Here is a 13,766-nt window from a genome sequence, read left to right on the forward strand (position 1 = left end):
TAATTATTTAAAAGCAGTTACAATTAACAATGCCAAACTAGCAAATGCAGTTCCTAAACCTGCCCATTCTCCAGCACTCATCTTTTTTCTTTCCGGCCTTTCAGGAACAACAATTTGAGAATCAGGCTCTACTTTGGGATAAGATTTAAAAAATAAAAATGAACTTGTTACGGCTGCTTTTCCATTAGGATAGATTATATAAGCTTTTCTTTTCCATCCTTTACTATCAACACCCCCTACAGAATTAATATAGTATTTAAATCCTTTCCCGCTTCTATATGGAATCTCAGATGTTAATAATACATTCCCTGTTACTTTAACCCCCTCATTATAGACTGCTACTTCAATCTCGTCTCCAGGAAATAAAGTAACATTAGAATAATGATTTTTATCTTTTACAATTTTCTCCCAATTAACAGGAATCGTTGTATACTTCAATTCGTCTCTAAGTCTTTTTGATAATCTAGATTTAAGAGTATCATTTTGTTTTAAGTTAGATTCATTCCCAGAAATATCTTTTCCAGAAATATCTTTTTTATCAAAATTAAGATTTACACTTTCCAATTGTTCTATTTGTTCTTCTTTGATTGGTCTTTTAATTTTCATACCATCCAAATTAGCTATAGATGTCAATCCTCCAGCTCTCATCACTACATTGTAAACTTTTTCTTTCTTGTTTGCCAATACATATTTTCCTGGATAAGTTACAGCCCCACTTATTTTAACCATTTCTGGTTTTTCATAAACTGCCATTCGACGAACATTAATGACATCAAAAGGTTTTAGAACAAAATTTTTAATTTGTTCATTATTATCTGCTGTTATTTCAAGTTCAACTAATTCTATACGTTTAGGATCTGTATCATCAATAGCATCAGATTTAATCATTCTGGCAATTTCAACTCTTTTTGAAGCAGAACCTGTTAGTCCACCTACCTGAACAACTAAATCATTTAATGTTAAATTTTCAAAATATTCATATTCTCCAGGATTTTTTACTTCACCATCAATTGTAATTTTATATTCTTCTCTAAAGTCTAAAATAGAATATACTGTAACTATGTCTTCTCTTTTTAATAGAATATCTGCATTTATATCACCTGATAAAGCAGCCTCTAAATCTACATTAACAATTTCTGTTGTTAAATCTGTTTTTAAACGAATTATCCTTGCTCTTTTAGTGTAAGCATCTTCTTTTAAACCTTCAGCTCTGGTAATAAGATCATAAATTCTCATTCCTTCTGTAAAAGAGTAATAATCAGGTCTAAAAACAGCACCTTCAATTTTAATACGATTTTCAAATCGATTTAAAATCTTAGTAACCTTAAAAACATCTCCTGATTGAGGTTGATAAGAATTATACTCACTCTCATTTATATCATGAACTTTAAACTCTTTTCCTGTCTTTTGCAAAACATTTACTGAAGCAGTATAAGCAAACTCATTAAATCCTGACGCAAAATTTAAGAGGTCTGAAAACTTTTCACCTTTTTTCATCTCGAAAATACCTGGACGTTTTACTTCTCCCTCAACAGTTACTCTTTGGCTATATGCAGGAATTCGAATTACATCATTATCTTTTAGTGCAACATTATCTGATTGATCTCCTTTAACCAAAAACGCATAAATATCAATGTTTTTATATACTCTATTATTCCTCAATAACTCAATATTTCGATAACTTCCATTTTTGCCAGGGCCGCCGGCCAAATGTAGAGCATTATAAACTGTAGCTAATGATGAAATAGAATAATTACCTGGCTGCTTTCCTCCAACAATTGTAACTTTAATTGTTCTTATCCCACTTAAACTTACACTAACTTGAGACTGTCCCGATCGAACGGTACTGTATACTCTTGCAATTGCTCCTTTTATTTTTTGAGTTGCAGCTTCAATTGTCATTCCAGAAACAGCAATTTGACCAACATACTCAATAGCTATTTTTCCTTCTACGCTTACTGGAAGGCTTGCGTTATATTCTTGAACACCATAAATACTAATTTGTAGTTCATCTCCTGGTCCTAAAACATAATTTAAAGGAGTTGCTAATTTCAAATCAGGTTCGAAATTTAAGGTTGGATTATCAAACAATTCTGAGCCAAAAATTAAAGCATTTAATGAATCTTTTACTTTATCATTTTTAATTTTTTCTTGTTTTCTTCCAAATTCAGAATCTTTTTCTCCGTTTTTTAACTTATCTTCTTTCTCCTTATTTTTATCTGAATCTTTGGAAATCTTCTTTTCATATTCTTTAAGTTTTGTTCTTAATTTATCAAATTCAGCTTGACTCATACCTTTCGACAAAGCCATTGATTCAACTTGATCAATAGTTGTGTTATTGCTTTTTAACTGAACACTAATCTTCGCCAAATCATCATCTGACATATAATCAACCCTAACTGTACTTAAATCTTTTGATTTTATTATATCTTGTGCTGTGGCATTAAATGTTGTTAATGCTAAAAACAAAGTAAGAACGTATATTATTTTTTTCATATTTTCAGGAAAAATTATCTCTAGATTTTTTATCTATTTTCTTTATAAATATTGTTTTTTGTAATAATCTTTATAGGCACCAGATGTAACATTTTGGAGCCATTCTTGGTTATTCAGGTACCAATCAATAGTTTTTTCTAACCCTTCTTCAAAGGTAACAGAAGGCTTCCACCCCAACTCTTTAGTAATTTTTGAAGCATCTATAGCATAACGTAAATCGTGACCTGGTCTATCTTTCACATAAGTAATTAGTTTCTCAGAAGCATCTTTTTTTCGTCCTAATTTTCTATCCATTATTTGGCATAATAATCTCACTAAATCAATGTTTTTCCATTCATTAAAGCCACCAATATTATAAGTCTCATGATTTTTCCCTTCATGAAAAACCAAATCTATTGCGATTGCATGGTCTTCTACAAACAACCAATCACGAGTATAATTACCATCTCCATAAACAGGTAAAGGCTTATTATTTATAATATTATTTATAAAAAGAGGAATTAATTTTTCTGGAAAATGATATGAGCCATAATTATTCGAACAGTTTGTTAAAACGTAAGGTAAGCCATACGTCTCTCCATAAGCTCTAACAAAATGATCGGAACTGGCTTTTGAAGCTGAATAAGGAGAATTTGGATCGTAAGATGTTGTTTCTGTAAACAGACCATCAATACCTAATGAACCATATACTTCATCTGTGCTTATATGATAAAATCTCTTTCCTTCAAAATTGTCTTTCCACTGATTTTTTGCTGCATTTAGCAAATTTATGGTCCCAATCACATTCGTTTTAACAAATGCTAAAGGGTCTTCAATAGATCGATCCACGTGTGATTCTGCTGCTAAATGAAGTACACCATCAAAATTGTGTATATTAAACAGTTCGTTTATAAAATCTTCATTTACAACATCACCTTTTACAAAAGTATAATTTGATTTATTTTCAACATCTATAATATTTTCCAAATTCCCAGCGTATGTTAAAGCATCTAAGTTATAAATTTGATACTCTGGATACTTATTAACAAAACGTCTTACTACGTGAGAACCTATAAAACCAGCCCCACCAGTTATAAGAATTTTTTTCATTTTTAATTTAATAAATCTGAATTTTGTTTTTCTAATGAACTGTAAACATCTTTTACATCTTGTGAATTTTCTTTTTGCAAGATTAAATTAGCTGTTTCAGTATGAACAAATATAGTATTTTTTAATCCTAAAAAAGTTGTATGGCTGTCACACCCTATTACCATATTTCCGTTTGCATCAATTGGATGTCCCTTGGAAACCAAATATTCATATACAGATTCAAAAGAACCTAGATCAGACCAAGAAAAAGAAGCTGGGACTACTTTAATTTTTTTACTTCGTTCCATTACAGCATAATCAATACTTATTGATGGAATTTTCATTGATAAATTCAAGTCTAACAATCCCTCTTTCGATTGGTCCCAAACCTGTTTAGATTTCTCATAAACATCTGGTTGAAATTGTTTTAATTCATCTAGAAGAACTCCTGCTTTAAAACAAAACATACCACTGTTCCATAAAAAATTCCCTCTCGCAATAAATTCTTTTGCAGTAGTTTCGTTTGGCTTTTCACGGAATGATATTACATTATCTCCTTTCGACTCAATATAACCGTATCCGGTTTCCGGTTTTGTTGGAATAATACCAAATGTTACTATATATCCTTCTTTAGCTTTTAAAATAGCATCTTGTATAGCAATATTGTAATCATCCATTTTATCAATAATATGATCTGAAGGAGTTATAATTAAAATATCTTCCGAATCAGCAGCAAAAGCGGCGAAGGCAATTGCAGCAGCCGTGTTTCTAGGAGTAGCTTCTACAATATTTAAATAAGAAGTTTTGGTTTTATCCATTACTTTTCCACTTAAATGATGATTATCTACATTTCCGACAACCATCACTTTATCTGCTAAATGATTGTTACGTTCAACCGTCATCTCAAATAAAGATTTATTTTCAAATATCTCTAAATATTGTTTTGGCTGACTTTTACGAGAAAGCGGCCATAATCTACTACCAACTCCTCCTGTTAAAATTACATGTATAATTGAACTATTCTTTTCCATTTAAATAATATATAAATTAAAAAGGAGATCTAGAAATTACAATCTGTTATCTGCGATTGTTCCCAAAACCCCTTTAACATCGTATAATAAACTATTTTCTTTTTGAAATTCTGAAAAACTTAATTTCAAAAACTCTTTGTGTGACACTCCTAAAACTATAGCATCAAATTTTTCTATTGGCGAAGAATTTGTAGTTTCTAGTTTGTACTCTCTTTTAACCTCTTCAACATTCGCCAAAGGATCATAAATTGTAACTATTATTCCATATTCTTTTAATGCTTTTATTACATCAACTATCTTTGTATTTCTAACATCAGGACAGTTTTCTTTAAATGTAATTCCAAGCATTAATAAACTGGCTCCATTAACAGAAATTCCTTTTTTGATCATTAACTTCACGATTTGCGAAGCTACATACTCCCCCATACTGTCGTTCAAACGTCTACCTGCTAAAATTATTTCAGGATGGTATCCAAATTCTTGCGCTCTTTGCGCTAAATAATAAGGATCAACTCCAATACAATGACCACCTACAAGTCCTGGTTTAAATGGCAGGAAATTCCATTTTGTTGCTGCAGCAGTCAATACTTCCTGTGTGTCGATATTCATTAAATTGAAGATCTTAGCTAATTCATTTACAAAAGCAATATTTATATCACGCTGAGAGTTTTCAATTACTTTTGCCGCTTCTGCAACTTTTATCGAAGGCGCTAAATGAGTCCCTGCAATTATAACTGATTTATATAATGCATCAACTTTTAAACCTACTTCAGGAGTTGAACCAGAAGTAACTTTTAAAATTTTCTCTACTGTATGCTCTTTATCTCCTGGGTTTATTCTTTCTGGTGAATATCCTGCAAAAAAGTCTTTATTAAACTTTAAACCTGAAACTTTTTCTAAAACTGGAACACATTGCTCTTCTGTAACTCCTGGGTAAACTGTAGATTCATAAATTACAACATCCCCTTTTTTCAATATTTTACCTACAGATTCACTGGATTTATATAAAGGTGTTAAATCAGGTCGATTATTTTTATCAACTGGAGTAGGAACTGTAACAATGAAGTAATTACAAGCCGCAATATCTTCAAGAACGTTTGTACAGTATAATCCTATTTCGCTATTTGAGTTATCGACTAAAACAGCTTTTAATGTTTCTTGATCGACTTCTAATGTTGTATCAAATCCAGAACTTAAACTTTTAACTCTGGTTTCATTTATATCGAACCCAATAACTGAATATTTTGTCGCGAATAATCTTGCTAAAGGCAAACCAACATAACCTAAACCAATAACAGCTATTTTTATGTTTTGTTCCAATTTCATTAATTATTTTTTATAATTTCATTCATTTCAACTCACGGCTTCGCCCTTCTGAGTCACAAAAAATTGCCTCAGATGCCTTAAAATCATTTTCGGCAAATATAACATATTCACATTACTTAATCAATACGGTTTCTCGTATTACTAAAAAGAAATCGTGTTAATTTTTTGCAAAAAAAACAAACAACTCTTAATCAACAGATAAAGATTTTTTTTACAAAAAAAAGAGTCTAAAACATTAAACAATGATTAAACTCTCTTGATATTTAATATGCTTTCTTTGTAGAAAACGAAATTATTTGTATTTTATTTTCAAAACACATCCTAAAGATTCAAGAACTAAAATATAATGTGTCTTTGATACTTCTTGTACGATTGCATTTTGATTACTAAATGCCCCTGTTTCTAATTTAATCTTATCTCCTACCTGAATTTGTGATACCGAAATATCTGCAATATTTGATGCTTTTAAACTGTTTTTTATAACATTAATTTCTTCATCACGCACAACTGCAGGTTTCCCCAACCAAAATAAATACCTTACAATACCAGCAACCTCAAATACAGAATTTCGGTCAGCATCTTCAATTTGAATAAATACATAAGAATTAAAAAGTGGCATTTCAACTTTTTTCTTTCTATCTGACCATTGTTTAACTTGAGTAATCAATGGACAATAACATTCGATTCCTATTTGAGTAAGCTTTTCGGCTACCTTTTTTTCCCATTTGGGTTTTGTATAAACTACATACCAATTCATAATTTTTATTTATCTTGAAAATAAAATTCTTTAAACCCAACCTGCAATACCTTCGTTTCAATCTTTCAAATTTTATTCCAATTTATTTACCAATTATGAACCTATTCCGTTATAAATAAATCCAATTGATTCTAATTCTTTTGCATTTAAAATATTTCTGCCATCAAAAACAAATGCCGGTTTATGCATAAACTCATAAATTTTTTGCCAATCATAAGTCGTAAATTCATCCCACTCAGTTAATATTGCAATCGCATGAGATTCTTTACAAGCTTCATAAGCATTGTCAAATATTGTTAATGCTTCAGCATTTTCTACTTCAGATCTAGTTTCCAAATAGTCTAAATCACTGAGCATTTTATTCCTTGAAACTTTCGGGTCATAAACAGAAATTTTTGCTTGTTCATTTATCAAATCATCTGCCACGTAAATCGCTGCAGATTCTCTTGTATCGTTTGTATCTTTTTTGAAAGCCCAGCCCAAAAAAGTTATTTTTTTATCAGCAACTGTATTATATAAGGTTTGAACAATTTTATTCGAAAATCTTCTTTTTTGATGATCATTCATAATAATAACCTGCTCCCAATAATCTGCTACTTCGTTTAATCCGTATGATTTTGCAATATAAACTAGGTTTAAGATATCTTTTTGAAAACAAGATCCTCCAAATCCAACTGAAGCTTTTAAAAATTTTGGACCAATTCTACTATCCATCCCAATAGCTTTAGCTACTTCATTTACATTAGCACCTGTTTTTTCACACAACTCAGACATAGCATTAATTGAAGAAATTCGCTGTGCTAAAAATGCATTAGCCGTTAGCTTAGACAATTCTGAAGACCAAACATTTGTAGTCAAAATTTTATCTCTATTCACCCAGTTTGCATAAACATTAACTAAAGCATCAATAGCTGATTCACCTTCTGGAGAAGAATCCCCTCCAATCAAAATTCTGTCAGGATTTAACAGATCTGTAACGGCTGTTCCTTCTGCTAAAAACTCTGGATTTGATAAAATCTGAAACTGAACACCATTTCCAGTATTATCTAATATACTTTTAATTGCTTCTGCAGTCCTAACTGGCAGAGTTGATTTTTCAACGACAATTTTATTCTGTTTTGCAACTTTCGCAATTTGTCTGGCACATAATTCAATATATTTTAAATCTGCCGCCATACCTTTTCCTTTTCCGTAGGTTTTGGTTGGTGTATTTACTGAAATAAAAATAACTTGAGCTTCATCAATTGCTTTTTCAACTTCTGTAGAAAAAAATAAGTTCCTTCCTCTTGCTTCAGCTACAATTTCTGAAAGCCCAGGTTCATAAATAGGAATATTATCAGTATTTGGATCATTCCAATCTTTAATTCTTTGTTCATTCAAGTCTACAACTGTTACTTGAATATGTGGACATTTTTGAGCAATTACAGCCATAGTTGGCCCTCCAACATAACCGGCACCAATGCAGCAAATTTTTGTAATTTCCATTTACTTTATTATTATCTTATTTTTTTATTTTAAATTATTCCAGTACCAACTAACTGCTTCTTTTAATCCATCCTGCAAAGAGAATTCTGGTTTATATCCTAACATTTTTTTTGCTTTTTCGATACTTGCCAATGAATGCGGAATATCTCCAACTCTATTTAATCCATAACTAATTTCAACATCAGCGATATTTGGATCAAATTCTGACAAATATTGTTTTAGATATTTCACTAAATCATTTAATGTATTTCGATCTCCAAATGCAGTATTATAAACTGTATTAATTGCAGCTGAATCTTTCGTATTTATAGCCAGTTCATTCATTTGAATCACATTATCAATATATGTAAAATCACGTGAATAATTACCGTCTCCATTTATTAAAGGGCTCTCAAGATTGATTAATTGCCTAACAAATTTTGGAATTACTGCAGCATAAGCACCATCTGGGTCTTGCTTCCTTCCAAAAACATTAAAATATCGTAATCCAATTGTTTCTAGTCCATAGGTTCTGCTAAAAATTTCTGCATACAGTTCATTTACATATTTTGTAATAGCATATGGAGATAAAGGTTTTCCAATTACTTCTTCTACTTTTGGCAATCCTTCAGAATCTCCATAAGTTGATGAGCTGGCAGCATAAATAAAACGTTTTATTTTTGCATCTCTTGAAGCGACTAACATATTTAAAAAACCTGAAACATTTACTTCATTTGTTGTTATCGGATCATTTATAGATCTTGGCACAGATCCTAATGCAGCTTGATGTAAAACATAATCAACTCCTTGAACAGCTTTAGTACAATCTTCAAGATTTCTAATATCGCCTTCAATTAATTTGTAATTAGGATTTTCTATAAAATCTTTTAGATTATGTCTATGTCCAGTAGAAAAATTATCCAAACAAATTACTTTATGACCTAAACCTAAAAAATGCTCAGATAAATTTGAGCCAATAAACCCTGCGCCTCCAGTAATTAATATCGTATTTTGATTTGAAATCTCCATTTTAAGTCATTATTTTTTTCTAAATACTTTGGATATCACTTTCAAAAATCCTTTTTTTTCTTCTTCATGATATCCATTAGAATAAGCACCATAGCCGTATCCGTATCCGTAATTAGAACCGTATTTTGTTTTATTTTCAAAACCGTTAAATATAACACTCGTATTAGTTAATTCTCCTCTTTTAACTCTGTTATTTAAAAGGGTAATCATATCTTTTTTAGTGTAATTCTGTCTCACAATATACAAAGTAACATCAGTATATTGAATTAACTCCAAAGCGTCAGAAACTAACCCTACGGGAGGTGTGTCAAGAATAATATAATCATACTTTTGTTTAAGCTCATTTATCAACTCTCCCATTGCGTCACCTAGAATCAATTCAGAAGGATTAGGCGGAATAGGACCTGAAAGTATAACATCAAGATTTGAAATCTGTGTTGAATTAGTTATCTCTTCTAAAGTATTTTGTTTTATTAAATAATTCACAACGCCTAATTGATGATTTGTCAAACAAAATTCATCTGCTAAACGAGGTTTTCTCAAATCTAAACCAACGATTACTGTTTTTTTCTCACTTAAAGCGAAAACTGTTGCGATATTTATCGAACAAAATGTTTTACCTTCTCCACTAATAGATGATGTAATCATTAAAGTTTTTGATCCTTCTAACTGTTGCTTTTTATATAAAAACTGCAAAGATGAACGAACTCCTCTAAAGGCCTCAGAAAGTGCAGATTTCGGTTTGTCAAAAACAGCTAAATTTACTGATTCCTTATTAAATCCAATAACTCCAATAATTGGTATATTCGTTAATTTACTTATATCATCAATGTTTTGAATAGAATTATTAATAAAAAATAAAATAAAAATAAACATTAGCGGAACTAATATTCCTAGAAATAATGCCAGAATATAATTCACAGAAGTTTTGGGACCTATTAACCCTCCTCCAATATCTTTTGCAGGATCTATAAAATGAATATCTGAAAGATTAGATGCCTTTACAATTTCAGCTTCATTTCTCTTTTGCAGAAATTCAGTATAAATATTATCATTAAGATCATATTTCCTCTTTATTTTTAACAATTCCTGCTGTTCTTGAGGAAGTCTTTTAACAGTACTTTCTGCTTCTCCAATTTTTGCATTTACAAGAGACAAATCATAAAGCAGAGAATTTTTTGCAGATGAAATATTTTCTATCAAAACATTTTTCACCGCCTGCATTTGATTATCAAAATCTTTAAAAATTTTATCACTTTTTACAGCATAAGCCATTTCTGATCTTTGAGTAGAAAGTGTAATAAGTTTTGCAACACCTGCAATAATATTTGCATCTTCAATTCCGGCAACTGATGGAGCGGGCAATCTTGAGTAATCTACACTATTATTTAAATATGCTCTTAAAGAGTTATAGTAAGCAATTTTTCTAGTAACTTGATCCTTTTGAACATCAAAATCCATAATTTTATTAGAAAATTTTTCGCCACCTCCTTCTATATCAAATATATTTTTGTCTTTCGAAAATGTTTTTAACTCATTACCTGTTTGTTTCAACTGTGCTTCCATAGAAACAAGAGTGCTATCAATAAATCGAATAGTATTTGTTGCAAACTGATTTTTTCCATCCAGCTGAATTTTAATCAACATTCTTACTGTTGCATTTAAATACTCCACCATTCTTGCTTTGTTAGTTCCCTGCATACTTAAAGTCAGGATAGAGCCTCCCCCTTTATCACCGTCAACACTAATTCCTCTATAACGAGAAACTGTTCCGTTAAAATCATTAAACCTCACAAAATATTCCTTCCCTATGTAAAAACCTGGATTATCAATTATCTGCAATTTCCAATTTAGAAAAGGTAGAGAAGCCTGTTCTCCAACTTTATATCTTTTTAAAAATATTGCTGGCTGAACAGAAGTATTACTATAAGTATTATCAGAATATGTGATTAATGAAACTGAAGGGTTTTCAAATGGAATTTTAATTTGATATTCATTTTCACTCAAAAACTTAATGCTAATTAAATTATTTGCCAGTTGCCCTTTTGTTTTATCAATTTCTACATAGAAAGGTACTGCTCCATAAGAATCAATTAAATTATATTTTCCTTGCTCCAAATAGTCGACATAAAAAGATAATTTACTAACAACCATTTCGTTATGAGATCTTGATTGCAAAATAGTCGAAATTCCATTTACTTTATCTGAAACACCTCCCCAATTAAAAACTAAACTAGTATTAGAAGTAAAAAAGGGATTACTCTCCTCTTTAATAGAAATCATGGTCTGCATTCCGTAAATTTTTTCTTTTCTTACATTCACCCGATATGCAATTGTAAATGCAATTATCAAGCTCAATAAAAACCATTTCCAATAACTTATTATTTTCAACAAAAAACCTTTAAAATCAAAATTTGACTGGTTCTCAAAAATGGAAAAATCTTTTATATCTAACATTTTTTGATTTTTTAGTTTTTTACAATAAAATAAACAGTTGTTGCCAAAGAAAGTAAAGTTATGATTGTACCAATAGATTGTAAACCTGTCTCTCCTGTACCCCAAGTTTTTTGTCGTAAAGGCTTAACATAAATGTAATCATTTGGCTGTAAATAATAATATGGAGACTTCATAACATTAACATCTGTTAAATCAATAGAATTCATCTGAACTCCGGTGGGACTCTGGCGAATGATAACAACAGATTTTCTATCTCCAACTGTTTTAATATCTCCTGCATTAGCAATCGCTTCCAATACATTTACGCGTTCCTGAAACAAAGTTTTTGTACCAGTGCTGCCAACTTCGCCATTGATTGTATATCTAAACCCTGCAAGTTTAACTGTAACAAAAATATTAGCTTCACTTTTAAAATATTCTTCAAGAAGCTGCTTTTCAATTTTAAGACGTACTTCTTCTAAAGTATACCCTATAACATTTATCTCACCCAAGATTGGCATTCTTATATTTCCATGATCATCAACCGTAAATCCATCAAAATATAAAGCAGATTCAGATTTGCCATCAGCTCCACTTTCGGTGGGACTAAAAATAGATACAAACTTAGGGTCAATAGCTTTAATAGTAACACTCAAGACATCATTAACCTGAAGCCTGTAAGGTTTCGATTCTACCTGAGCTATATTATTGTTTTGCTCTCCCGAATTATTTTTATCTTGTAAATATATCAGATCTTTTACAGGGATACATGAAGTAAAAAATATACTAACTATTAAAAGTATATAAAAGCTATTTTTTGTCATTATGAAAATTTTACCGCAAATATAGCTTTTCCTTTAGTTTCCAGAAAATCTATGTTTTGCTTGATTTTAGTTAATTATTTTTGAAAGTTTTTTCAAATGGAACTCGATGCAGAATACTTCGACCAAGGGTAATTTCATCAGCATATTCTAATTCATCTCCCACTGATATCCCTCTTGCAATAGTCGAAATTATAATTTCTGATTCGGCGATTTGTTTATAAATATAAAAATTGGTCGTATCGCCTTCCATTGTAGAGCTTAGTGCAAATATAATTTCAACCACTTTTCCTGATTTTACTTTCTCAACTAAGCTTGAAATATTCAGCTGACTTGGACCAACTCCTTCAATTGGCGAAATCTTACCTCCTAAAACATGATAAATTCCTTTATATTGTCCTGTGTTTTCAATTGCCATGACATCTCGAATATCTTCTACAACACAAATTGTTTGATGATTTCTAACTGAATTTGCACAAATTTCACACACTTTAGTATCTGAAATATTGTGACAATTTTCACAGAATTTAATATCCTCACGCATATTTAAAAGCGCCTGCGACAAAAATCCTGTTTGTTCTTTTGGCTGTTTTAATAAATGTAATACCAATCGCAATGCCGTACGTTTACCAATCCCTGGTAATTGCGACATTTCATTGACTGCTTTTTCTATTAATTTTGATGAAAATTCCATGACGACAAAAGTAATACTTTTAATGGTATCAGAAGTTTTGACGCATCTAAAATCAATACCTTAGAAAGATAAAATGTTATAATTAATTCAAATTAAAGTGACATCATCTTGCAATATCACTAATAACTTTTTACGACTGCAAAATAATTGAGATAAAGCCAGATATTAATATTGATTTGTTGCCAATAGTACCAAAGTACAAGCCACTTCTGCTTCAATATTATTTAACTCTAATAATTGATACAGTTCAGGATTTTCAGTTCCCGGATTAAAGATCACTCTTTTTGGCTGTGCTTCAATGATATAATTATAATAATCACGCTGACGAGTAGGATTTAAATATAAAGTAACTGTATCTATATTTTTAACCGGAATTGCTTTTGTATGAATTTTTACCCCTGCTACTTCTCCGGCATTTTGCCCAATAGCAATAACAGTATGCCCTTTTTGAGTTAATGCATTAATAGCTCTAAAAGCATAACGATCTGTTTTTGTTGTTGCTCCTAGCAACAAAGTTTTTTTGTTTTTCATCATTTTAGAATATTCTACAAAAGTAGTTAAAAAGCATAAGTTTAACTTATCTTATTAATTTAGAATATTGACTGTAAAAAACAATATGATAATATTTATTTGTATGCAGCTAT

Annotated in this window: 11 protein-coding genes; all 11 read right to left on the minus strand. The window is 30.5% G+C overall.

What is annotated here, in order from left to right:
* Positions 1-3: 3 nt before the first annotated feature.
* Positions 4-2,496: an SLBB domain-containing protein gene (locus FJOH_RS01865; RefSeq protein ID WP_012022459.1), complete on the minus strand. Its 2,493-nt coding sequence runs from the start codon at positions 2,494-2,496 to the stop codon at positions 4-6.
* Between the two features lie 42 nt (positions 2,497-2,538).
* Positions 2,539-3,585, minus strand: a complete 1,047-nt coding sequence (rfbB, locus tag FJOH_RS01870; RefSeq protein ID WP_012022460.1) for a dTDP-glucose 4,6-dehydratase — start codon at positions 3,583-3,585, stop codon at positions 2,539-2,541.
* Positions 3,586-3,587: 2 nt separating this feature from the next.
* Positions 3,588-4,595, minus strand: a complete 1,008-nt coding sequence (locus FJOH_RS01875; RefSeq protein ID WP_012022461.1) for a mannose-1-phosphate guanylyltransferase — start codon at positions 4,593-4,595, stop codon at positions 3,588-3,590.
* Between the two features lie 36 nt (positions 4,596-4,631).
* Complete coding sequence (locus FJOH_RS01880) at positions 4,632-5,921, minus strand: nucleotide sugar dehydrogenase (RefSeq protein WP_012022462.1); 1,290 nt, start codon at positions 5,919-5,921, stop codon at positions 4,632-4,634.
* Between the two features lie 292 nt (positions 5,922-6,213).
* Positions 6,214-6,678, minus strand: coding sequence for a UpxY family transcription antiterminator (locus FJOH_RS01885; RefSeq protein ID WP_012022463.1), 465 nt, complete (start codon positions 6,676-6,678; stop codon positions 6,214-6,216).
* A 93-nt stretch (positions 6,679-6,771) separates the two neighbouring features.
* Positions 6,772-8,163 (minus strand): UDP-glucose 6-dehydrogenase, encoded by a 1,392-nt coding sequence (locus FJOH_RS01890; protein WP_012022464.1) that lies wholly within the window; start codon positions 8,161-8,163, stop codon positions 6,772-6,774.
* Between the two features lie 24 nt (positions 8,164-8,187).
* Positions 8,188-9,171 (minus strand): SDR family oxidoreductase, encoded by a 984-nt coding sequence (locus FJOH_RS01895; RefSeq protein WP_012022465.1) that lies wholly within the window; start codon positions 9,169-9,171, stop codon positions 8,188-8,190.
* A gap of 9 nt (positions 9,172-9,180) precedes the next feature.
* Entirely contained in the window at positions 9,181-11,628 is a 2,448-nt protein-coding gene (locus tag FJOH_RS01900; protein WP_012022466.1) for a polysaccharide biosynthesis tyrosine autokinase, read from the minus strand.
* Positions 11,629-11,639: 11 nt separating this feature from the next.
* The gene (locus FJOH_RS01905; protein WP_012022467.1) at positions 11,640-12,431 is read right to left on the minus strand and encodes a polysaccharide biosynthesis/export family protein; all 792 of its coding nucleotides are present in this window, start codon (positions 12,429-12,431) and stop codon (positions 11,640-11,642) included.
* A 70-nt stretch (positions 12,432-12,501) separates the two neighbouring features.
* Positions 12,502-13,122 carry a recombination mediator RecR gene (gene recR, locus FJOH_RS01910; RefSeq protein WP_012022468.1) on the minus strand — a complete coding sequence of 207 codons (621 nt, stop codon included), beginning with the start codon at positions 13,120-13,122 and terminating at the stop codon, positions 12,502-12,504.
* A gap of 165 nt (positions 13,123-13,287) precedes the next feature.
* The gene (locus FJOH_RS01915; RefSeq protein WP_044047403.1) at positions 13,288-13,653 is read right to left on the minus strand and encodes a CoA-binding protein; all 366 of its coding nucleotides are present in this window, start codon (positions 13,651-13,653) and stop codon (positions 13,288-13,290) included.
* Positions 13,654-13,766 lie beyond the last annotated feature (113 nt).

It is taken from the genome of Flavobacterium johnsoniae UW101 (genome assembly GCF_000016645.1).
GTDB classification, from domain to species: domain Bacteria; phylum Bacteroidota; class Bacteroidia; order Flavobacteriales; family Flavobacteriaceae; genus Flavobacterium; species Flavobacterium johnsoniae.